The following is a 23,091-nucleotide window of genomic DNA, read 5'->3' as shown; positions in this document are numbered from 1 at the left end:
TCCGATGACCACGGCTGAGAAGCTCGCTGATCTGCGCCAACGCTTGGAAAAAGCGCAGGATCCCGGCAGTGAGCGTTCTCGCCGTAAGCGCGACGAGGCAGGTTTGACCACGCCGCGCCAGCGCATCGCTCGGTTGCTGGATGCCGGCTCCTTCGTGGAGGTCGGCGCCTTGGGCCGCACCCCAGACGAGGCGGATGCTCCCTACTCGGACGGCGTGGTCACCGGCTATGGCCGCATTGATGGCCGCACCGTGGCGATCTACGCCCACGATAAGACCGTCTATGGCGGTTCGGTGGGCGTGACCTTCGGGCGCAAGGTGTGCGAGATCATGGACATGGCCATCAAGATTGGCTGCCCAGTGATTGGCATTCAGGATTCCGGCGGCGCCCGCATTCAGGATGCCGTGACCTCGCTGGCCATGTACTCCGAGATTGCCCGCCGTCAAATGCCGCTCTCGGGCCGTTCCCCGCAGATCTCCATCATGATGGGCAAGTGCGCCGGCGGCGCCGTCTATGCCCCCGTCACCACCGACTTCGTGGTGGCGGTGGAGGATCGTGCCGAAATGTATGTCACCGGCCCCGCAGTGATCAAGGAGGTCACCGGCGAGGAGATCACCTCCGCCGAGCTGGGTGGTGCCCGCGAGCAGGAGCTCAACGGCAATGTCTCCTATGTTGCGTCCTCGGAAGACGAGGCCTTCGCCTATGTGCAGGATCTCATGGCGCATCTACCCATGACCTGCTTCGATGAGGCGCCGGAGTTCTGGGCGCCCGCCGATGAGGATGTGGCCCAGGCCAGCGAGCTCGATCTGTTTATGCCGGATGATACGAACGCCGGCTACAACATGCAGGATTTGCTGCCGAAGCTGCTCGATAGCGATGATGTGCTGGAGATTCAGGAGAATTTCGCGCCCAATATCATCACCGCCTTCGGCCGTATCGATGGCAAGTCGGTGGGCATTGTGGCCAATAATCCGCTGCACTATGCGGGCTGTATTGATGCCGATGCCTCCGATAAGGCCACCCGCTTCATCCGCATTTGCGATGCCTACAATGTTCCGCTGCTCTTCGTGGTGGATACCCCCGGCTACCTGCCCGGGGTGCAGCAGGAGAAGGTGGGCTTGATCCACCGTGGCGCCAAGCTGCCTTTCGCATTGGTGGAGGCCAGCGTGCCCAAGGTCTCGCTGATCGTGCGCAAGGCCTATGGCGGCGCCTATGCGGCGATGGGGTCGAAGAACCTTTCCGGCGATATCAACCTTGCCTGGCCCACCGCCCAGATCGCGGTGATGGGTGCGGCCGCCGCGGCCGTGATGATTCAGGGCAAGAAGCTGGCGCAGATGCCGGAGGAGCAGCGCGCCTATATGAAGAAGCTGTTCATGGACTTCTACGACGAGAACATGACCAGCCCCTATGTGGCGGCTGAGCGTGGCTATGTGGATGCCATGATTGAACCTAATACCACCCGCGTGGCGCTGCGCCAGGCTTTCCGCCAGCTCGCTACAAAGCAGGTGGAGGATCTGCCCAAGAAGCACACCATTATTCCGATGTAGCAGGGCGCTTATCGACGCCCACTCGCACCCCATCTCCCGCGAAGTCAGGGAGGTGGGGTGCCTGCGTTACGGTGTCGCTGGGTGCTAGATGGCGGCGTTGCCTTTCTGCATGCGGGCTGCCACTAGGCGCCAGCCGAGCAGCAGCACCAGCGACATCAGCGAGGCGACGATGATGAAAGACCAGTGCGGTAGCGCGCCGTGGCGCAGCCCCCAGATCCCCAGCCCGGCGATGACGCTGCACAGCCACACGCTGATGCCGGCGGGGGCGATGCGCCATGGCTCCAGCGCGGCGAGATAGATGACGCCCCATGCCAGGAGGGTGCCGATGAGGAAGGGCCAGGCGGTATCAGCTACCCCGGCGGCACTGAGCGGCATCGTGTCGCTCTGGTGAGCGATACGGGCAAGGAGAGCAAAGAGAACGATGGCGAGGACATCGCCGAGAAAATATCGAGCCATAGGCTCTAATCTACTGACCCACCCGCAGGATCGGCATTTTGCTCGCGGGCCACGGGGTCCTGGTGTTCTTTCACCTCGGGACGCGGGTGGAGCCCACGGCTGGAGAAGCCGAAGAAGTAGATGATCCAACCAAGGATGGTGATGAGCCCGAGACTGATGAGTCGGTAAATAAACACCGCGGAGAAGGCCTGGGCGGCGGTCATACCGGTGGCCACGAGCGTGCCCATCATGGCCGCTTCCACCGGCCCGAGGCCGCCGGGGGTGACCTGCACGGTGCCGGCGATCTTGGCGGTCACGAAAGCGAGCGCGATGCCGGCAATGGTGGTTTTGTTTTCACCGCCATAGATATCGGGCAGCTGATAGGTGACCGCCCATACCGCCCCGACGAGGGTGACAATATCGAAGATCCAGTTGAGGAAGGACATGCTGGCCGCGTAGAGGAAGGTGCCGAAACCCATGTGGGCGGCCTTGAGCTGATCGATGTGATGGTTAATTGCTAGCGATGTCCGGGAGCTCAGCGGCCGGAGGAGACGCTTGAGCGTATCGGGGTTGGAGGAGGCCCAATAGGTGAGTGCGGACAGCGCCAGCAGCACCGCCAGCGTGAGCAGCAAAGACCCAAGCGACAGCGAGGCGCCGAGGAAGATAATGGCGATCACGCCGAGCGCCACCAGCCACAGCGTGGACAGGGTGGAGGAGAGCACCAAGAACCAGGTGCTGATGGCGGGGCCCGCGCCCCAGCTATTCATGATTTGATACTGCAGCACCGTGGCAAAAGCCGGCCCACCGGGAAAGGAGGTGGACCAGGCATTGGAGCCGAAGGTGAGGGCATTGGCTTGGAGCCGGGACGCTTGTACTTTCCCGGCCCGCATAAACACATACATCACTTCGGCCATGGCCACGAGGGCCAGAATGGAGCTGATAATGGCCAGGGCCATGCCGCGGCCGGCCATATCGTCGAGCTCCATGAAGCCTTCCGCGATAAAGGGCAGCTTATCGCGGAAGATAATGAGCACGATCCCGAGCACCACCAGCGGGAACAGCCAACGAACCCAAGGGTTGCGCAGGATCTGCAGCATTAGTCTCCCTTCGTCGCGGACCCGCGACCATGCTTGCCCTGTTGTTCTCTCTCGAGGCGGGCCATGAGGTCATGGAAGGGGATGAGTTGATTATTGTCCTCGGCGGGGGTGCCACTACGCACTGTGAGATCCTCGGGATAGACCTCGACGCTGCTGGGCTCCTCCGCCTCAGCGTAGTCGCTCTGCTGCGCAGTGGTGGGTGCCACGGCGGCGAGCGGCTCAGTGCCGTGGCCGACGAATTCGGAGGCCCGCTTCACCCAGCGCGGCGCCCACCAGCAGTCCTCGCGCAGCAGGTGCATGACAGCGGGCACGAGGAACATGCGCACGATGGTGGCGTCGAGAAGCAATGCAGCGATCATGCCGAAGGCGATGTACTTCATCATCACAATGTCCGAGAAGCCGAAGGCGCCGCAGACCACGATCATGATGAGCGCCGCGGCCGTAATGATGGAGCCGGTGTGGGCGGTGCCATAGCGGATCGCCTGGTCGGTGGTGGCGCCGCGTTTGCGGGATTCCACCATGCGGGAGACCAAGAAGACCTCATAGTCGGTGGACAGGCCGTAGACGATGGCGGAGATGAGCACCAGGATCGGGCTCATCAGCGGGCCCGGGGTGAAGTTGAAGAAATCGGCGCCGAGGCCATCGACGAACATCCAAGTGAGCACACCCAAGGTGGTGCCGAGGGTGAGGATGGTCATGATCACGGCCTTGGCGGGCAGGATGACCGAACCGAAGACGATGCTCATGAGAATGAAGGTGGCGGCGATGATATACACCGCCATCCACGGCAGTCGATCAAAGAGCGCCTCGATGGATTCGATCTCGAGGGCCGGGGTGCCGCCGATGTAGAGATCCACGCCTTCGGGGGGATCAATATCGCGGAGTTGATCCACCACGGCTTTGTTCTGTGAACGGTTCTCAATACCGGCCGAGAGGACAGTAGTGCCGTTCTCGGTGGGGGAGGAGGGCGTAAAGCGCCCCGTGAGTCCCTCCACCTGGTTGGCCTGCTGGTAGATATTCACCAGCGCGGCATTATCGGCGCCGGTCACCACCAGTTTGATGGGTTCGGTGCGGTACTGCGGGAAGTTCTGGTCAAAGCTGGCCTGGGTCTGGCGCACATCGTTGGTTGGCGGCAGATAGGTTTCGTTGATGCCGCCGAAGCTTACCCCGCCCAAGGGGATAGTGAGGGCGATGAGCAGTGCGGTGATGCCGAAGGTCACCATCTTGGCGCGCTTCATGGACCAGCCGGCTATGCGCGCCCACACCGAGGTTTCGATGTCCTCTTTCTTCTTGGACACCGAGCGCACCCGCAACTTGTTGATGTTGGGGCCGAGCATGCCGAAGATCGAGGGCAGCACCGTGATGGAGAGCACCGCCGCCAGCCCCACAGCGGAGATAGCACCATAGGCGATGGACTTGAGGAAGGCCTGGGGAAAGACCAGCAGACCCGACAGAGCCACCGCCACCATGGCCGCGGAGAACACCACGGTCTGCCCAGCAGTGGCGGTGGTGATGGCCACCGCGGAGCGGACATCGCGGCCGGCATCCAATTCCTCGCGGAAGCGGGAGACCATGAACAGCCCATAGTCGATGGCTAGCCCCAACCCGAGCAGGGTCACCACGGACATGGCAAACACGTTCACCTGTGTAAATTCGGCAAGCACGCTGAGCACGCCCAGCGAGCCGAAGATGGAGAGAATACCCACGATCAGCGGCATGACCGCGGCGATGAGAGAACCGAAGACGATGAGCAGCAACAAGCCCACTAGGGGCAGTGCCACCAGCTCGGCGCGTTTGATATCGCCGGCCATGCCCTTATCGAGGGCATCGGCGATGGCCGTGGCGCCGGCCACCTCTACGCGGACATCGTCGTTGAGCATGTGCGCCGGCGGGGTGAAGTCCTCGCCCACGGCGCGGAAATCCTTTAGGGTTTGTTCCCCATCGCCCTGCAAACCGATGGCCGCGAAGGCCAGGCGCTTATCGGCCGTGGCCAGCTGGCCATTGCGGTTATCGAAGTAGCTGGTGATATGCGAAATCTGCCCGGAATGCTGCTCCTGCAGGCGGGCGAGGAAATCGCGGGCCTGCTCCACCGTGGCGGGATCGTCTAGGGGGCGATCGCGTGTGGATTCGAAGAGCAGGATCACATCGCCGTTATTGTCGCGGCCGAAGGTGTCCAGCTCGATCTGGGCAGCCTGGGTTGAGCTGGAGCCGGGATCATCCCAGCCCTCCTGGCTCATCCGGTCCTCCAGCTTGGTGCCGGCCAGCGCGTAGAGCGCAAGGATCACCAGCACGATCACCGCTGGGACGATGCGCCGGAAACGATAGGACAGCAGTCCCCACTTGTAGAACATGGTGTAGCTCCTCGTCTATCCCCGCGGCCTAGTGCGGCTTGGAATTCAGCAGCGCACGCAGCGGACGGAAGGGCAGCAGCCACGCGCCGTCCTCGGGCAGGTTGTCCAAGGTGATGCGCGGCAAGGGCTCGAGGAAGACGCCGTCAATGTCCTCGAGATCAACGAAACGCAGTGACTCCGAGGCGGTCGCCCACGAGCAGTGCTCGTGGAAGCCCAGCACGGTCACCGGCACCCCGGTGGCGGCGATCCGCTCGAGAGTGTCGTGGAAGTTGCGGCCATCGGCGCTCGCCACCACCAGGCCCTTGAGCACGCCCTCTGCTTCTCGACGCTCAATATGGCGGATCATATCGGGATCCACATCGGAATCCTCCGCCGTTTTGGGCTTCGCGAATACCGCGAAACCCATATTGCGCATCGCATCCACCCACGGACGCACGGCCTCGGCGGCGTCGGGGGAGACATTGGTGAAGACGGTGGCCTCAGGATCGATGGCCGGGTCGATGGCGGCGGCCTCGTTGATCAGCCAGCGGCCCACCGCGTCGAAGCGGGGGCGCTGGGCCCCGGAAGGACGGCCGCCGAGCAGGGCGCCGAGCCCCATATCGAGGTTCGGGCCGTCCCACACCAGCAACATATTGGCCGGGCCGATGCGCCCCGAATCGTCATAGCGGTGGTGCAGTTCCACGAAATCACTCATGGGCTAGATCTCCTTTGGGGTAGCGTCGTCACGCTTACGCCACAGATATTCACGAATCACGTGGCTCTTATCGAGGCCCTTGCCCTCGAACTTAGTAATAACTTGCCGGTCAGTGAGCTGAGGGCATTCAGCCCATGGCCACCCCATGTACTCTAGTGCGGGCTCGACCTCGACCAGCTCATCGATCCACTCGGCGTAGTCGGCGTGGTCGGTGGCTACGTGCAAGACTCCGCCCGGCTTGAGGCGGGAGGCGATGAGGTGCAGCGGCCCAGATTGGATGATGCGGCGCTTGTGGTGCCGCGCCTTGGGCCACGGATCTGGAAAGTAGATGCGCACCCCGTCGAGGGAGGCGGGCGCGATCATGCGGTTGAGTACCTCGATGCCGTCGCCGCGCACCATGCGGATGTTCTCGATGCCCTCGCGGACGACGCTGCCGAGCAGCTTCGCCAGCCCAGGCTTATACAGCTCCACGGCGATGATATTGGTGTCCGCCTCGAGCGGGGCCATCGCTGCGGTGGAGGTGCCGGTGCCGGAGCCGATCTCCACGATGGTGCGGGCCTCGCGGCCGAACCAGGCGGCGGGATCGATGCGTTCATCAGAGAGCACGGTGCCCAAGCGGGGCCAGTGCTCCTCCATGAGGGCCTGTTGATTATCGGTGAGAGTGCCGCGGCGGAAGCTCACTGAGCCGAGCCGCGGATAGTCCAAGCCATCGTTGAAATCAGACTGGAGAGGGCGCCCGCCCGGCAGGTCGCCGACAGCCCGGTCGCGGCCAGCATCGTGCTGCGGTGCGGGGGAAGACGGAGTCGCTGCGGAGGTGGTGTGACCACCTACAGCGAGAGAATCAGAATTATCACTAGTAGACACTTGAGACATTCTTCCAAGTGGATGGGTAAAAGTTCAATAATAGCTAGTGCCCGTACGGTCATGGTCTGGGGTAGTCGTGGCGAGTAAATACCCCCAAAGTGGGGCGAGGCGCCTCCGCATAAGGTGTGACTTATGCCCAAAACGTCACTAAGCAGGTGTTCGGTCCAGCGAATATTCGTACCTTTTCTCAAAAGCGATCCAAAACACGGGTTCAGCGTGCAGGCACTTCATTAATCTTGGTAGTGAAAGTCTGTCGAGTGATGCACATGTCTGGAGAAGCGATGACCGCTATCAAAGGCCTTGAAGGCCCTGCCCCCACCAAGAATGAAGAACTGCTCACCTGGATCGCCGAGGCTGTCGATCTCTTCCAGCCCGAACGAGTGGTGTTCGCCGATGGTTCTCAGGAGGAGTGGGATCGACTCGCCGCCGAGCTCGTGGAAGCGGGCACCCTGATCAAGCTGAACGAGGAGAAGCGCCCCAACAGCTACCTCGCTCGCTCGAACCCCGATGACGTTGCTCGCGTGGAATCCCGTACCTTCATCTGCTCGCACAGCGAGGAGGGCGCTGGTCCCACCAACAACTGGGCCGACCCGGTGAAGATGCGCGAGGAAATGCTGGAGCAGTACAAGGGCTCCATGAAGGGCCGCACCATGTACGTGGTGCCGTTCTGCATGGGTCCGATCGATGACCCCAGCCCGAAGCTGGGTGTGCAGCTGACTGACTCCGCCTATGTGGTCATGTCCATGCGCATCATGACCCGCATGGGTCAGGAAGCCCTGGACAAGATCGGCGAGAATGGCGCTTTCGTCCACTGCTTCCACTCCGTGGGTGCGCCGTTGGAGGAGGGCCAGGAGGACGTGCCGTGGCCCTGCAACGACACCAAGTACATCACCCAGTTCCCGGAGACCAAGGAGATTTGGTCCTATGGCTCCGGCTATGGCGGCAACGCCATCTTGGCCAAGAAGTGCTACGCCCTGCGTATCGCCTCGGTGATGGCCCAGGAAGAGGGCTGGATGGCCGAGCACATGCTCATCCTCAAGCTCAACTCCCCGGAGGGTAAGTCCTACTACGTGGCTGCCGCCTTCCCCTCCGCCTGCGGTAAGACCAACCTGGCCATGATCGAGCCCACCCTGGAGGGCTGGAGCGCCGAGGTGGTCGGCGATGACATCGCGTGGCTGCACTTCGGTGAGGATGGCCGCCTCTACGCCGTGAACCCGGAGAATGGTTTCTTCGGCGTGGCTCCGGGCACCAACTACTCCTCCAACCCCAACGCCATGCGCACCATGGAGCCGGGCAACACCCTGTTCACCAACGTTGCGCTCACCGACGACGGCGATGTGTGGTGGGAAGGCTTGGAGAACAAGCCCGATCACGCCATCGACTGGCTGGGTAATGAGTGGACCCCGGATTCCGAGCAGCCCTCCTCCCACCCGAACTCCCGCTACTGCGTGCCGATCTCGCAGTGCCCGGTGGCTGCCAAGGAGTTCAACGACTGGCAGGGTGTGCCGATCGACGCCATCCTCTTCGGTGGCCGTCGCCCCGACACCGTGCCGCTGGTCACCCAGGCACACAACTGGGATCACGCCACCATGATTGGTGCGCTCCTGTCCTCCGGTCAGACCGCCGCCTCCGCCGAGGCAAAGGTGGGCTCCCTGCGCCACGACCCGATGGCCATGCTGCCCTTCATCGGCTACAACGCCGGTGACTACCTGCAGCACTGGATCGACATGGGCGTCAAGGGCGGCGACAAGATGCCGTCCGTGTTCTTGGTCAACTGGTTCCGTCGCGGCGACGATGGCCGCTTCCTCTGGCCCGGCTTCGGCGAGAACTCTCGCGTGCTCAAGTGGATCATCGATCGCATCGAGGGCCGCGTGGGCGCCACCGAGACCGTGGTGGGCCACACCGCCAAGGTGGAGGACATCGACCTCACCGGCTTGGACACCCCGGTCGCCGATGTGGAAGAGGCACTGAGCGCCCCCGCCGAGCAGTGGGAGGGCGATCTGGCCGATAACGAGGCATGGCTGGAGAAGCTCGGCCCCAAGGTTCCGGCCGAGGTGCATGAGCAGTTCGCCGCTCTGAAGAAGCGTATTGCCGACGCCAAGTAGTCTCCTCGCCTGAGACAGACCTGTTCTGCCCGGTCCCAATCGAGCACCGCCGTTGCCCCTCGCGTATGAGGGGGAGGCGGGGCTGCGGGGCCGGGCAGTCGGCGTATCTGCGTCCGCCTGCCGCGAGGTGTATTCCTTCGCTAAACTATCCGAGAGAATATAACTTCGCCTGGATAAAACGGAATGGACGTGCAACGTATATGCCAAGCGCTCAGGGACGGGACACCCCACGACAGGGTCGGCAACTAGCGTCCTCCCGCGGAGCGCGCGGCACAGCTGGTGCACGCGACGCAGCTAGTGCACGTGGCGCAGGCGGCAGCGCCGGCAATACGACGGGCGAGTGGGAGCGGGCCCTCAAAGGCGCACCGCTCGGTCGGCATTCCAGCGCTCAGCGCTCCGACGGGCTGTTCCCGCTGCGAGTATGGGTGGTGGCTGCGGTATTCGCGGTGCTGACCCTGTGGCTCTTCCGCCGCTCCGGCTATCCGGATGATCTGGCCTCGTGGTGGATTGCAGCCTCGCTCGTGGCAGAAGGACAGGCCCACGCGATCTACGCGGTCGATACCACTGACTTTGCCTCATACACCGGCGATGCGTGGGCGCAGCAGGCGGAACTCATCCGCGATGTCTCGCCCTATCCGCACCCCTATGTGCATATTCCTTTAGTGGCCTATGCGCTCTCGCCGCTCACCCACATCATGTCCTTTTCCACCTTCGCCACCATCGGCTCGGCAATCAACGGAGTCTGCATTGTGGTGATCGTGGCGGCCAGCATCGGCCTTTTTACTCGTTCGGCGCCGTCGACCTCCGCCCTCTGGCTGGGCAGCGTGGCGCTGTGGCTGTGCACGGCAAGCCAGATGAGCATCACGCTCGGGCAGTCCTCTCCTTTTATTTATGCCATCATCGCGGTGGCGCTGGCGCTCTCGGAGCGTCGTCCCGTGATCGCGGGAGTGCTCATTGGCATTGCGGCGCTGATCAAGATCACCCCGGTCGCGTTGATTGTGGTGCTGGTGGGCTTCGGATCGCGGCGCCGCGCTGGGCTGGTGGGCCTGGCCGTGGTGTCTGCGGGCGCAGTACTGACCCTGCTGTTGGTGGACAATGCAGTGATCACGGCGTGGCGGGACACGATCGCGTGGATGAACTCCCACACCCTGGCGGTCCCCATCAACGCCTCCCTCGATTCGCTCTTTGCCGAGCGCACTACCTTAGAGGTGCAGGTGGAGGCCGTCCCCGGTACCCCAGCTGCGGCGACCGTGCTCAATGGTCTCTATGTGCTGCTCGTGGGCCTTGGCCTTGTGCTGCTTATGGGCACCCAGTCGCGCCATAAGTTTGAAATCTCGGCAGTGGCGATTCTGTTGGTGGCCACCTCGGTATCTGGTGTCGTGTGGTTGCACTATGGTCTGGTGGCGTTTGTGCCGATTGCCGGAGTGCTCATTCTGCACCGCCGCTACTGGGTGCTCGGCGTCCTGCTGCTGGCCTATCAGCCCCTCGGCGGGCATTTCGTGGATATGGACACCACACCGGGGGCGCTGCAGTGGGCGCCGTTGGCGCTGATGGTGATTCCCACGGTGCTGCTGGTGGTGGGCGAGATCATGCGTAGCGAGGGGCTGTCCTTCCGCTCGGTGTGGCGCGGGATTCTCACCGAGATCAGCGGCCGCCCGGCACCCGCACCGGCCTTCGCTCCTGCACCTGCACCTGCGCCCGCACCGGCCTCCGAACCCGCACCTGCACCGACGGCCACCCTCGCGCCGGCGCCGCGCCCCACAGCGGCGGGCCCGAGTGCTACCGGGCTGCGCTATCGGCGTGCTGGCCGGCCTGCGGACTCGCCCCCGCGCCGCGCTCGGCGCTAAACTTCGCGTTTATGGTTTCTTCTGCAGCCCGCGCGCATCATGCCTCGTCTGAGCCGACGCGGGGGATGTTCCCTACCTCGGTGTGGCTGGTGGCTGCGGCCTTCGCTGCTCTGACGCTATATGCGCAGCTGCGCCTAGCCACGCCAGACGATGCTGCCAGCTGGTGGATCGCTGGTCGCTTGGTGGCCACCGGGCATGCAGATGCGCTCTATGCCATCGACCCCAATGATTATGGGCTCTTCACCGGCGCGGAGTGGACCCACGAGGCTGAGCTCATCGCCGAGCACACCCTGGTGCCACACCCCTATGTGCACCTGCCCGCGGTGGCCTATATTCTCGCCCCGCTGACCATGATCATGAGCTTCTCGGTGTTTATCGCCCTGGGAGCGGTGATCACCGGTGTGTCCCTCACCCTGCTGGCTGCTGCGGCGATCGCGATGTGGACCGATCGTGCCCCGCGCCCAGGGGTGCTGGTGGCCGTCACCACGCTGGTGTGGCTGAGCTCGGCAGCGCAGGCCAGTATCACGCTGGGCCAAACCTCGCCCTTTATCTACGCGCTCATCACGCTGAGTGTGGCGCTGAGCCGACGCCGCCCCTGGCTGGCCGGGGCGTGCATCGCGGTAGCCGCCTTCATCAAGATCACCCCGGTGGCGGTGGTGGTGGCTATGCTGCTTTTCGCTTCACGACGCCGCGCCGGGCTCATCGCCACCGGCCTGCTCGCTATTGCCGGCGTGGTGTCCTATCTTCTCGTCCCCAGCTCCGTGTTCAGCGCGTGGCGGGAGACGGTGGGGTGGATCGGCGCCCATACCCTGGCCCCGCACAATGTGGCTATCGATGCACTGCTCATCATGCCGGTGCGAACGGAGGCCATCGTGGGTGTTTTCGATGAGTCCTCCCCCTGGGCGCTGCCGATCAAGCTGCTCATTCTTGTTGTTCTCGCGGTGGGGGCGCTGGCGCTGATGGGCAGTGAGAGCACCAAGAAATTTGAGATCATTGCGGTGGTGATGATGCTGGGTGCCACCAGCGTCTCGAGTGTGCTGTGGGTGCACTATACCCTGATGGGGGCGGTGGGCATCATCGGCGTGGTGGCGCTCTATCGCTGGTGGTGGGCGGTGGCATTTCTGCTGCTGCTCCTGCCGCCCTTCGCCGCAGGCGATGGGGAGCTGTCGTGGGATCTCGCCCCGCTCGTGGTGCTGCTGGGCACATCGCTGGTGCTGTTCTGCGGCGCGGTGGCAAAGCATCGCCCCAGCGTGGCAGAGATCGGCCGCGGCCTGCGGCAGGAGTGCGTGGGCCGCTAGGGTCTAGTTTTTGCGGAGCACGACCACCAGATTCGAGACGGCGAATTCGCGGAAGAGCGGGACGCGCACGGCCCACCATGCCCACCACGGGTGATAGCGGGGGAAGGCCAGCACCATCTGCCCCGTGCTCTCTGCCCAGCGCAGGCCCTCGGCGCAGGAAACGTCGAATAGCGATGTGCCAAAGATGTTCTTGGGCTCGTGGCCGTGCTTTTTCTTATAGCGTTGGCGGGCAAACTCCCCGCCCACATAGTGCTGCCACAGCCCGGTTTCGTGGCCGCCGAAAGGGCCCAGCCAGATGGTGTAGGACAACACCACCAGCCCGCCGGGGGCGGTCACCCGCAGCATCTCATCGGCCATGGTCCAAGGCTCGGGCACATGCTCGGCCACATTGGAGGAATAGGTGATCTCGCAGCTGTTATCGAGGAAAGGCAGTTGCATGCCAGAGCCGCGCACATCGGTGGCGAGCTCCCCAGGCTCGCAGGAGATATAGCGGGCCCCGCGGGCGGCAAACTCGGAGGTGAAATAGCCGGGGCCACCGCCCACATCCAGCACCCGGGAGCCGTGGAGGGACACACCATAATCCGTGCAGAGGGCGTCGATAAGCTCGGCGGTGTCGCGGGCCAGGCCCGTATAAAAGACGTCGGGGTCAGCCTGTTCGAGAGGGAAGGAGCGCAGTAGTGACCACGTGCGCCCGAAGGTGGCTCGCGAGATGGTTTGCGGTGCGGGCTGCCCATTCAGGCGGTTGAGAGCCGAGCGGAATATGGTGCGCATGGGGCTCCATTATAGGCTTGGGTGTGATGAAGATTCTCCTGCTCTGCTGGCGCGATTCCACCCACCCTCAAGGCGGTGGTAGTGAACGCTACCTTGAGCGCGTCGCGGAGCACCTCGTGGAGCGTGGCCATGAGGTGATTTTCCGCACCGCGGCCAATGAAAACGCCCCTGCCACCACGAGCCGCGCGGGGGTGCGTTTTCGGCGGGCGGGTGGCAGGCTCACGGTCTATCCGCGGGCGTGGCTGGCCATGTTGGCCGGACGCGTAGGCATCGGGGAGCTGCGCGGGGTCGATGCGGTGGTGGATACCCAAAACGGCATTCCTTTCTTCGCTCGGCTTTTCCTGAATGCCCCGACCGTGGTGCTCACCCATCACTGCCACCGCGAGCAATGGCCGGTGGCTGGGCCCGGATTGGCGCAGCTGGGCTGGTTTTTGGAGTCCACAGTCGCGCCGCGGGTCTATCGCCACGCCCGCTGGGTCACCGTCTCCGAGGCCTCGGCGAGTGAGCTGCGCGAGCTGGGAGTGCGCTATATCAGCGTGATCCACAATGGTGTCGATCCCGTACCGCATTTCGACGCCCTCCCCCCGGCCTCTGGCCCACGGCTGGTGACGCTGTCTCGCCTCGTGCCACACAAGCAGATCGAGCACGCCATCGAGGTAGCGGATGCCCTCGGAGTGGACTTGGACGTGATCGGCTCCGGCTGGTGGGAGGAGAACCTCCGCGAGATCGCGGGGGAGAATATCCATTTCCATGGGCATGTGTCCGAGGAGGCCAAACACGCCTTGCTGGAGCGAGCGGATATCCATCTGATGCCCTCCCGCAAGGAAGGCTGGGGCCTAGCGGTGGTGGAGGCCGCCCAGCACGGGGTGCCCACGATTGGCTATCGCAGCTCGCGGGGACTGTGCGATTCCGTGCTCGATGGTGAAACCGGCGTGCTGGTGGATACCCCCGAGCAGCTGCTGGCCGCAACGGCGGAGCTGATTGCGGATCCCGCGCGTCGCACCAGTCTCGGCGAGGCTGCCCGGCAGCGCGCCCATCAGTATTCCTGGGCTACGACGGGCGCTGCCTTTGCCGAACTCGTAGAGCGCGAAGCCCGATAAATAGCGGCACCAGCAGCCACCACACCAGCAGTCCTAGTCCATAGCCGTGCGGCCGAGGTTCCACCCCGGTAATCCGGTGGGTGTGTCCACCATCGACCACCAGCCCCACCTGGAGGCGCGCCAAGGCGGCATCATCACGACGCTCCCAGGCGTCCATGGCCTGCTGCCAGCGCGGGTTCGGCGGGTCCACGATCGTCCCGTCCACCACCAAACCTCCAGGCTGGACGGCCGCCACTGCCTTGGTGCGCGGATCCACCGCCACTCGCCCCTCATAGGTGGTGATCGCGGTGGCGGGACCCACCAGCAGCACATCCACCCCTTCGGCCTCGTCGTGCAGGCGCTGCCAAGAGGAGTCGGCGGGAACGGGACGCAGCTCAGCGAGCTGCTGCGGGGCCTGTGGCACGCTGAGCGCCAGCAGTACCAGCCCTACGCCCTGGAGCCATACCCAGCGGATACCGGCGGCCATAGCCGCGTAGGCCGGCAGGGCGAAAAGAACAAATTTATGCGTGTCGCGAAATAGCGCCCCGCCCGGAATTCCCTGCACATCGAGGCTGCAGGCGGCGGCCAGGATACCCGCGGCGCCGAGCAGCACCAGCCGGCGCGGCGCGGCGCGCAGACCGGTGAGCAGAAGGAGAAAAAGTAGCGCCCCCGCGATCACGCCGCCGGTGCGGGCCACCTCGGCGTTCCAGATTCCCCCCAAGCCCACAACGGTGGCGGCGATATTCAGCACCTCCGGGCCGAAATCGACCTCGGGGCGGGTGGCGAAGGCAGCTCCCGCCGCGCTGCTGGGTGGGTTGAGCAGCGCGGGCACGAGCCAAGGCAAGGACACCGCGGCCGCGCCCGCAACCGAGCTGAGTGCGGGGCGGGTGAGAATCGCCACCACCCCGGCCACCACCGCACCGGTGGGGGTGAGGCTGGCAAGCCACACGAGGCCGAGCTGCCGGAGCGGATGCTGGGCGCTGGCGGCGATCCCCGGCAAGAGCCAGGCGGCGATCACCAGCGACCACTGGCCTTGGGCCAGGCGCTCGATAATGAAGGGATTGCAGAGCGTGAGCCCCACCCCGAGCGGCCCATAGCCCCAGGCGGCCCAGGCGGCTATACCGGCCGAGCCGAGGATGAGGGCACGGGCGAACCAGGAGGCCGGCAGGATCTGGCCCAGCAGCGCCAAGAGCCCGTCTTGGGGCACATTGCGGGCGGGGAGATCACCCACCCCGAGTGCATCCGCGCTGAGGGCTGGGGTGTCGATAAGCACCATGTCGCGGGTGATGAGCACGCCACTACGCAGCAGCGTTAGGGCGAGCATGCCAAGGCAGAGCGCCACGATGGCCCACGACAGCGTCGTCCCGCGCAGTGCGGGGAGGAAGGCGCGGCCGCGCATACTAGCTCCGCGCACGCAGGTAGGTGACAGCGGCGGCGATGAGCAGCAGGAAGGACAGCGTGCGGCTGAGATACTGGGTTAAGCGCATGGCGTGGAAGGCGCTGAGTTTCCGCTCGGCTTCGGCCCACTGCTGGGATGTGGTGCTCTCATCCCAGTCGAAGCGGGCGCTGAAAACGGTGCCTTCCACCGAGGAGGCGCCGGCGAAAAACTCGGCGGTGCGCTGTTCGGCGGTGGGGGTATCGGGTGCGGTGAACCAGAGGGGACGCTCTTTCAGGTCCACGATCATTCCGGTGAAAGGCTCCACCGTGATATCGCGTTCGACCGCGTAATAGCCGCCGATCACCCGCACGGGGCCGATCTCTTGGTGATAGGTGAAGACCTCCTCGCCGTGATAATCCACGGCATCCACGAAGTCCACCGGCACCGAGGCCTGCAGCACCGTATCAAAATAGGGATAGGAGGATTTCCCGGTCGTCGGCGGGAAACGATAGTTCAGGCCGACGCGCACAAAAGAAGAATGGGTGAGAGTGGAGCCGACGATCAGCCCTGGGGCGCCGCCCATATAGCGTGACGACGCCGTCTCCACCGGATAGCCGGTGCCGCGGCTGAGAGTAACCGAGTCCTCCTCGCGGTAGAGCACCTGCTCCTGGGAGCGCACCGTAGTGCGTGCCTCGGCCGTCACATTCTCTCGGTCCGCGGGTTCGCCTAGCACGATACTGCTTTCTTTGGACACCGTCTGGCCTCCTGCCAGTGACCCCACGGCGATGCTGGGCACGGTGGTGACATGCGTGGCGTAGTTGCGTGGCAGTGAGCCCTCGCTGAACTTCCACGTGGTGTAGATGATGAAGGACAAGGCCACAAAAAAGACGGCGGCACCGAGGAATACTCGGGCGATGAGCAGCGAGACGATGCTGCCGGTTCTGCTACCGCGGGCCACGTCGACTCTCCTTCTAGGCGGGCGTTCGTGGCGGTGGAGCCACCGCGCTGCGAACAGTGAAGTATCAATTGTGGGTATGAAACAATAAGTGTCGTGTCTCCTCAATCCTACGCAACGCCGCGCGGTTACAATCCAAGCCTCGAGGGTTTGCGCGCCGTTGCCGCCTGCGGAGTGCTGCTCACCCACACCTCTTTTCAGTCTGGCATGGATCCCAGCTCGCTGGTGGGTGGATTTTTAGGGCGTTTCGACTTCTTTGTTGCGCTCTTTTTTGCGCTCTCCGCCTATCTGCTGGCGCGCGGCGACTATCGCACCCGCCGCTCCTTTTATGCCAAGCGCTTCTTCCGCGTGGTGCCCGCCTATGTAGTGTGTGTGGCCACCGCGTTGATTATCCTGCCAGCCAATTTCGACGCCGACCCAGCGGCGGTGATCGCCACTTTCTTCTTCGCCCAGATCTATCTGCCCCACGGGCTGCTCCCAGGTATCACCCACTTGTGGTCAATGTGCGTGGAAGTGGCCTTCTATCTGGTATTTCCCTTTATCTCCCAGAAGCGGTGGATCATTCTTGGGTTGGCGCTGCTCAGTCTCGGCTGGGCCTTTATTCCCTTCCCCACCGGCGGCCCCAACTGGCAGATCTTCCCGCCCGCCTATACCTGCTGGTTCGCCGTGGGGCTGCTGGCGGCCCGCATTCAGCCCACGCCCACCGCAGAGAGATGGCTGCGTCGTCGCTGGATCTGGTGGATCTGCGCCGCCGCCATCCTTTTTGTGGCCGGCCAGGAGTTCTTCGGGCCGCTCGGTCTCGAGCACCCCTCCCCGCTGGAGTTTCTGCGCCGCGTGATTGCTGGCGCCGCCTTCGCCGCCGTGGTGCTGGTGCCCTATGCGCTCGCGCCGGGCTCGCGGCTGCTCGACTCGCGCCTATTCAGTCAGCTCGGCACCATTTCTTATTCCATCTTCCTCTGGCATGTGGTGGTGCTAGAAATGGTGTTTCCGCTTCTGGGCATGCGCCCGTTCACCGGCAATTTCCTGCTGATCACTGCGGTGACTCTGGGGCTGACCCTGCCGGTGGCGTATCTGTCTTACCACCTGGTAGAGCGACCAGCGCGAGGGCTGTGGCGATGGCTGCCTGCGTCAGCACGTGCCCGCCAGCCTCGACGCCGCGCTGTAGCCACAGACCAGTAACCAGCACGCTCAGCCCGGCGATGCGTAGCGTGGTCCACCGCTCCACAATCCATGCCACCACAATGCCGATAAGCCCCGGCAGGCCGAAGACCAGTGGGGCCAGCACGGCATAGCGCGGAGTCGGGCGAAATACCCCTGGGATCCGCGGCGTGGTGGGCAGATAGAGCGCCCAGGCCGCGGCGAGCAGAGAAATGATCACGCCGACCAGCAGATAGCTCCGCGGGAAACGCAGCGGGGCGAGGGCATCGGCCTCAAAAGCCTGCATACCGGCATTGATGGTGGTGGGCGGAGCATCGCCCATGCTCAAACCTGGGTTGAAGGAATAGGAGGTATCCACCAGCTGCTTTCGCGGCGCTGGGGGTGCTTGGGGGTTGGTGAGCATCAGCCACTCGGCGTTAGTGGAGAGGCGATGTTCCCCCGCGTCCAGCTCGACGGGGCCGCAGCCGTGGGGTGTGCCGTCGATAAGCGTATTCGTCCACGCCCCGCAGGAGGAGGTGCGTAACTCAAGGCGCGCCGGTTCGGGGAGCACTAAGGTGCGGGCGAGCACACCGGTGTACACCTGCCGCTGGCTGAATAGGTAGTGCTGGGCGCTGGGCGAGCCCTGCACCACGATCTCGCGGCGGATACCCATATCGGCCTCGGCGATCCCTTGTCCCGGGCCCGGGATAATGCGCACCGGCAACTCGTCTACCCGTAACTCGGCGGTCTCGCCTTCCCGCATAAATACGCGGGTGCCATTGACCAGAAGATCGCCGGAGCGGCCCCGAATCTGCAGCTTCAGGGTGCGCACATCATCATTCTCCGGATCGAGGCTCAACCAATCGCCGTAGAAGGCGGTGCCGGCGAAGCCATCGACCGCAGCGGTGGGGGAGTGATTCGTGCGCGGGCCGTAAATACTGCCGGCATCCGCGGCATTCGGGCCGGCGGTAACAGTACCGCCGGTTTCCCGCAGCCACAGCTTCGGCGCCTGGGAGGGGTAGTCGATCACCGGATTCTTAATATCGGGCGCTTCCTCGCGGCGGGCCAAAAGACCCGAATGCTGCCCGGTGCCATAGTTGCGCGCAATGGCTAGGGGAGTGTCGGTGATGATCTGCGCCTGCTCGGGTGCGCTGGTGAGCTGGCGTGGCTCATAGCCCAGCACCTCATTGATCAAGGCCAGCGACTCTCCACCGCCGAGCACTTGGTCGATGGGCTGATCCACCACTGAGGCGCCGCGCTCGGGATCGATTTCGATCACATCTATCTTGCCGAAGGAGTGCACCGTCAAGCCCTGTTCCTCGGCGGCGTCTACCAGCTCCGTGCCGGCGCGCTGGCCCACATCGTGGCGTACCGCAATCAGGCCCACGCCGAGTTGGGGCAGCGCCGCGAAGGAACCATCCTGGAGCGAGTCCATCACCCCATCGAGGCCGCGGATTGCTTCGGGATTGACTAGGGGGACCGCGTCGCGGGCAATCCACGGCACCTCCAGCAGCGGCTGCAGCGGCTCATCGCGGGTCCAGCCCCAATCCTGGCGGGCGAAACGCACCGGCGGATAGATCAGCGTGCGGGTATTCTCCCCGTGCGTGTTCAGCCAATCCGCGGTCTCGTAGACATAGGAGGGCACCTCCTGGAATGTGCCCCGAGGTGCCAGCCGCAGCGACCACGCTGGCGAGCTGGCCATCACCACCGCCAGCGCCGTGGCGATGTAGAGCAACTTATGCCAGTGCACGCTGAGGCAGGCGATACCGATACACAGCGGCAGCCGCACCAAGGGGTCGAACTTGTGCACATTGCGCAGCAGCGCGCCGGGACCATCGAGGAAGCCCGTGACATAGTGCGAGCCGCAGAGAATAATCACGCCGATGAGCAGCAGAGTGATCCACATTCCTTGGCCGCGCATCCGCTTTAGCCCAGCAATACCGGCGGCCGCCACCGCGACGGTGGCCAACACCAGAATCGGGTTGAGTGCGAGGACATGTCCCGCGAGTCGTTCGCTATCGACGAAAGGGGTCCAGCTGGTGGCGCCGCGCAGCACCTGCACCCCGTTGAGGTTCCCGGTGGTGATGTGCGCGTTTTCGATGTAGTCGGTAAAAGGCGGGGAGAGTCGGCCCATGGTGGCCAGCGGCACCAGCCACCACATGCTCACCAAGATGGAGCCGATGAGGAAGTGGCCGAAGTCCACCCAGCGGTGGCGGAAGAGCAGCACGAAACCGCCGGGAATACATGCGGCGATGGTGGCGGTGGCATTGACCGCGCCGAGACACGCCACCGCGATGATGGCACGGCCGAGCGCCGGTTTGGCGCGGACGAGCGGCTCTACGATCCACGGCACGAGGGCCACAGGCCAGGCTTCAGAGGAGATCGCACCGAGTGTGGTGAGAATCCGCGGGGATAAAGCATAGGCGGCCGCGCCGAGAATAGGGCTCGGTAGCCGCAGTGTGCCGGCCAGGCGATAAAACCCAGAAAAGGAAAGACCCAGTATGAGGGTCCACCAGAGCCGCTGGGCTACCCAGTCGGGCAGTGGCTCGGTGAGGAGAAAGAAGAGGCCTTGGGGAAAGAGATAGCCATAGGCTTGGTTCTGCAGCTGGCCGAGTGGGAACACATCGGTCCACGGCCGCACCGCCCGGGCGAGAAAGCCGGCGGGATTGAGAGCCAGATCAAGTTTGGTGTCGGCGGCGGTGCGCCCCCAGGCAGATCCGAAGGAGCACAGCGCCGCGAATAACCATGCCAGCAGGTGGACGCGGGCATGGGGTGAGACCCGCAGGGTGGTGGCCATGCGGGAGAAAGGGAGGCGAGAGGGTCCCAGCGAGGGCAGGCTAGCGGGTGCCGTATTCGACGCCGCCGAGGAGGGCGTCGTCGCTATTGACCGCGTGCGACTGAGGGACGGTGTCTTGCGAGGAGAAGATGGAGAGGCCAAGGATTGCAACCATCCCTAGAAGGAGGCCGACGACAGCAGAGGCAAACGCGGGGCCAATCGTGCGGCGAGTGACGCTATCTGATTCAAGAGCCATGGTTTAATCCTCATTGTCTTCCGGGGGAACCACGAACACGGGAATGTTGGTGTTGTGGACGATACTTTCTGTCGTCGAAGAACTGAAGAAAGATCGTATTCCGGTTTCGGCGCGAGTGCCAATTACGATCACATCGGGGCGGAGGTCCTCGGAGGCATCGATGATGGCCGACCAGATAGACGTAGCCGATTCCACGAGGTGTGCCTTCACGTAGAAGCCCAGCTCCTCGGCGCGTTGGACGCCCTCGCGGCAGGTGGCTAGCGCCTGCTGATAGGCGGGATCCTCGGTTTCATCATCGGTCGACTGCATATCCGAGAGCTTCATTCCCGACTGCCCGGCGGCGCGGGCAGCCTGGCGGTAGAGCGGTTCCCACGCGGTGATGATCTCCACGTGCTTCGGCGCCAGCAGCGCGGCGGCGTAGTCGAGTGCTCGTTGCGATTCCGGCGAACCGTCATAGGCAACCAGCATCGTCTGGGTGGATTCAAACACCGGTGACAGTGCCCCTTCCTTCGTTCTCGTATATCTCGCGCCCAGCGTCCTCGGTGGAGGAGCGGGCGCGGCGTCGTCTCGTTTGTGGATGTATGCCACAGCCACGCCACCGGCACCGCGCAGGTACTGGGGCGTGATCTATCTATGACAAAACCCCTTCCAGTGTAGGTGATGGAGAGCGGTTGTTCATACCCTAGAGAGCGAAAGCCCATGCGCCACAACAGTCACAATAATCACTTTTCTGTCGCGCTGAAGGTGAACAATGCGCTGTTGAACTGGCTAGATGCATATTCTCAGGCAGGCTTAAGACGAGATAGGAAATCGCCAAGAATACGCGCGATTAGTAAGGTTGAGAAACGTGAATGTGCGCAAAATTTCTCTCCTCGTCGTCGTGGGGCTGCTCGCGGTGGCGTGTGTAGCGCTGCTGGCGAACTATCTGCTGGGCAAAGACAAGCTTCAGCGCAATAGCGAAATCAACGGCGTGGCCGTGGGCGGGCTCGGCGAGGCCGAGGCCCGCGAGTTGCTTGCCAGTCGCCTCGCAGGGGTGGAGGACAAGCCCATAACCGTGCGCGCTGGCGAGATGGACACCCACGTGGTGCCCGCCGAGATTGGCCTGTCCGCCGACTGGGAGCGCACCGTGGCCCAGGCCCCGCACACCTCCCTCAATCCCGTGCGCGAGATCGCTGCGCTGTTCCGCAGTCAGGAATCTGATGTGGTGAGCGCCGTGGATGAGGCCGCCTTCGCCGCCGGGGTGGATCGCGTGAGCGAGGAGCTCTCCCGGCCGCCGCGCGACGCCGCGGTCCGGATCGATAATGGCGAGGTGATCGTCGACGAGCCGCTCAATGGCCAGCATCCTTCCCGCGAGGGACTGGAGGCCTCCCTGCCGGAGCGGTGGCTCGACACCAAGGGAGTCGAAGTATCGGCAGTTTCTGAAGAGCCTGCCGTGCGTGATAGCTCCGCGGCCCAGAAGGATGCCGCCACGGCGCTGTCCGGACCGGTGGTCGTGCGCGGCCGCGAGGATGTGACCGGCCAGATTCCGCTGGAGCGCATGGGCGAGGTCATCACTTTCGTACCCGAGGGGGACCACCTCCGCAGCGAATACAATGAGGACGCCGCTCGCGCCATCCTCGGCGAGGCGCTCTCCGAGACCGAGGTGGAGATGAAAAACGCCAGCTTCACCCGCGGCGGTGGGGAAGTAATTCCGAGCGTCGACGGTGTGCAGATCCAGTGGGACTCCGTGATGGACGGCCTCGAGCAGCGTATCCTCGGCGATGAACCCCGCGAGTTCGACGCCGCCTATGAGGATGAGCCGGCCACCTACACCACCGAGCAGGCCCAACAGGCGAACTTCTCTGAAACGGTCTCGACCTTCACCACCGGCGACTTTTCTGGGCCCTCTGGCACTAATATCGCGCTCACCGCCCAGCTCGTCGATGGGGCTGTGGTGGTTCCCGGACAAACCTTCTCGCTCAATGGCTATACCGGACCGAGGGGTGCCGCCCAAGGCTTCGTGGAATCCGGCATTATTCTCAACGGCCGTGCCGATAAAGCCGTGGGCGGCGGAATTTCTCAATTTGCTACCACCCTCTACAATGCCGCCTACTTCGCCGGCATGGAGGATGTGGCGCATACCCCGCACTCCTATTACATCTCCCGCTACCCAGCCGGTCGTGAAGCCACCGTGTTTGAGGGATTGATCGACCTCCAGTTCAAGAACACCTCAAAGAATCCGGTCCTCATTTCCTCGTGGGTGCACGGCAACGAAATCACTGTGGAGTTCAAGGGAGTCAAGGAAGTGGAGGTGGAATCGGTCTCCGGCGGCCGCTGGGCCCCCACCCAGCCGCACCGCATTAGCCTCTCCGGCGATGACTGCTCGCCATCCTCCGGCGCTCCCGGCTTCACCACCTCTGATACCCGCATCATCCGCAACCTCTCTGGGGCAGAGATCGCGCGGGAAACCCAACAAACGGTCTACGATCCGCAGCCGATCGTGCGCTGCAGCTAGACCCGCGA

17 protein-coding genes and 1 pseudogene are annotated in these 23,091 nt (G+C 64.0%); 7 read left to right on the top strand and 11 right to left on the bottom strand.

From position 1 onward, the window contains the following. Positions 1 to 4: 4 nt before the first annotated feature. Positions 5 to 1,546, top strand: a complete 1,542-nt coding sequence (locus GBB11_RS04615) for an acyl-CoA carboxylase subunit beta (protein ID WP_151529030.1) — start codon at positions 5 to 7, stop codon at positions 1,544 to 1,546. Between the two features lie 84 nt (positions 1,547 to 1,630). On the opposite strand, the gene GBB11_RS04610 is transcribed toward GBB11_RS04615, so the two are convergent. The 5 genes from GBB11_RS04610 to trmB are packed head-to-tail and all read right to left on the bottom strand — an operon-like array spanning position 1,631 to position 6,996. Then, positions 1,631 to 2,002 (bottom strand): DUF3054 domain-containing protein, encoded by a 372-nt coding sequence (locus GBB11_RS04610; RefSeq protein ID WP_151549410.1) that lies wholly within the window; start codon positions 2,000 to 2,002, stop codon positions 1,631 to 1,633. Between the two features lie 5 nt (positions 2,003 to 2,007). Further along, positions 2,008 to 3,078 (bottom strand): YbhN family protein, encoded by a 1,071-nt coding sequence (locus GBB11_RS04605; protein WP_151549411.1) that lies wholly within the window; start codon positions 3,076 to 3,078, stop codon positions 2,008 to 2,010. Then, a complete protein-coding gene (locus GBB11_RS04600; RefSeq protein ID WP_151549412.1) occupies positions 3,078 to 5,429 on the bottom strand; it encodes an MMPL family transporter in 2,352 nt (783 codons plus the stop codon). The genes GBB11_RS04605 and GBB11_RS04600 overlap by 1 nt, the downstream gene beginning before the upstream one ends. Positions 5,430 to 5,457: 28 nt before the next feature. Then, positions 5,458 to 6,123, bottom strand: a complete 666-nt coding sequence (locus tag GBB11_RS04595; RefSeq protein ID WP_151549413.1) for an NYN domain-containing protein — start codon at positions 6,121 to 6,123, stop codon at positions 5,458 to 5,460. A 3-nt stretch (positions 6,124 to 6,126) separates the two neighbouring features. After that, a complete protein-coding gene (gene trmB / locus GBB11_RS04590; RefSeq protein WP_370513513.1) occupies positions 6,127 to 6,996 on the bottom strand; it encodes a tRNA (guanosine(46)-N7)-methyltransferase TrmB in 870 nt (289 codons plus the stop codon). 272 nt (positions 6,997 to 7,268) lie between these two features. Here trmB and GBB11_RS04585 point away from each other — a divergent pair, with 272 nt between their 5' ends. The 3 genes from GBB11_RS04585 (at position 7,269) to GBB11_RS04575 (ending at position 12,237) form a co-directional block, all read left to right on the top strand. Beyond that, complete coding sequence (locus GBB11_RS04585) at positions 7,269 to 9,092, top strand: phosphoenolpyruvate carboxykinase (GTP) (protein WP_192796415.1); 1,824 nt, start codon at positions 7,269 to 7,271, stop codon at positions 9,090 to 9,092. Positions 9,093 to 9,520: 428 nt separating this feature from the next. Further along, positions 9,521 to 10,939 carry a glycosyltransferase family 87 protein gene (locus GBB11_RS04580; protein ID WP_192796308.1) on the top strand — a complete coding sequence of 473 codons (1,419 nt, stop codon included), beginning with the start codon at positions 9,521 to 9,523 and terminating at the stop codon, positions 10,937 to 10,939. Between the two features lie 11 nt (positions 10,940 to 10,950). Beyond that, positions 10,951 to 12,237 carry a glycosyltransferase family 87 protein gene (locus GBB11_RS04575; protein WP_151549416.1) on the top strand — a complete coding sequence of 429 codons (1,287 nt, stop codon included), beginning with the start codon at positions 10,951 to 10,953 and terminating at the stop codon, positions 12,235 to 12,237. Between the two features lie 3 nt (positions 12,238 to 12,240). On the opposite strand, the gene GBB11_RS04570 is transcribed toward GBB11_RS04575, so the two are convergent. Beyond that, complete coding sequence (locus GBB11_RS04570) at positions 12,241 to 13,008, bottom strand: methyltransferase domain-containing protein (RefSeq protein WP_151549417.1); 768 nt, start codon at positions 13,006 to 13,008, stop codon at positions 12,241 to 12,243. 26 nt (positions 13,009 to 13,034) lie between these two features. Here GBB11_RS04570 and GBB11_RS04565 point away from each other — a divergent pair, with 26 nt between their 5' ends. Continuing rightward, positions 13,035 to 14,108, top strand: coding sequence for a glycosyltransferase family 4 protein (locus GBB11_RS04565; RefSeq protein WP_151549418.1), 1,074 nt, complete (start codon positions 13,035 to 13,037; stop codon positions 14,106 to 14,108). Here the strand turns inward: GBB11_RS04565 and GBB11_RS04560 are convergent. Continuing rightward, positions 14,059 to 15,486: a hypothetical protein gene (locus GBB11_RS04560; RefSeq protein WP_151549419.1), complete on the bottom strand. Its 1,428-nt coding sequence runs from the start codon at positions 15,484 to 15,486 to the stop codon at positions 14,059 to 14,061. The two genes, GBB11_RS04565 and GBB11_RS04560, sit on opposite strands and share 50 nt — an antisense overlap. Before the next feature lies 1 nt (position 15,487). Next, the gene (locus tag GBB11_RS04555) at positions 15,488 to 16,423 is read right to left on the bottom strand and encodes a porin PorA family protein (protein ID WP_192795905.1); all 936 of its coding nucleotides are present in this window, start codon (positions 16,421 to 16,423) and stop codon (positions 15,488 to 15,490) included. 93 nt (positions 16,424 to 16,516) lie between these two features. On the opposite strand from GBB11_RS04555, the gene GBB11_RS04550 reads away from it, so the two are divergent. Further along, positions 16,517 to 17,599, top strand: a complete 1,083-nt coding sequence (locus tag GBB11_RS04550; protein ID WP_151549421.1) for an acyltransferase — start codon at positions 16,517 to 16,519, stop codon at positions 17,597 to 17,599. Positions 17,600 to 18,623: 1,024 nt separating this feature from the next. Here GBB11_RS04550 and GBB11_RS10910 read toward each other — a convergent pair. From GBB11_RS10910 to GBB11_RS04535, 3 genes and pseudogenes are all read right to left on the bottom strand, one after another. Continuing rightward, positions 18,624 to 20,354: pseudogene (locus tag GBB11_RS10910) on the bottom strand (alpha-(1->3)-arabinofuranosyltransferase family protein); the annotation flags it as partial. 40 nt (positions 20,355 to 20,394) lie between these two features. Then, positions 20,395 to 20,589, bottom strand: coding sequence for a DUF2613 domain-containing protein (locus tag GBB11_RS04540; protein ID WP_151529016.1), 195 nt, complete (start codon positions 20,587 to 20,589; stop codon positions 20,395 to 20,397). A 3-nt stretch (positions 20,590 to 20,592) separates the two neighbouring features. After that, complete coding sequence (locus GBB11_RS04535; protein WP_151549540.1) at positions 20,593 to 21,057, bottom strand: universal stress protein; 465 nt, start codon at positions 21,055 to 21,057, stop codon at positions 20,593 to 20,595. Positions 21,058 to 21,436: 379 nt separating this feature from the next. Between GBB11_RS04535 and GBB11_RS04530 the strand changes: the two genes are divergently transcribed. Next, the gene (locus GBB11_RS04530) at positions 21,437 to 23,083 is read left to right on the top strand and encodes a VanW family protein (RefSeq protein WP_225979177.1); all 1,647 of its coding nucleotides are present in this window, start codon (positions 21,437 to 21,439) and stop codon (positions 23,081 to 23,083) included. The last annotated feature ends 8 nt before the right edge of the window (positions 23,084 to 23,091 follow it).

The organism is Corynebacterium sp. 74A, assembly GCF_008930665.1.
GTDB lineage: Bacteria > Actinomycetota > Actinomycetes > Mycobacteriales > Mycobacteriaceae > Corynebacterium > Corynebacterium megadyptis.
Note: the sequence above shows the minus strand (reverse complement) of the source record. Positions and strands in the feature narration are given on the sequence as shown.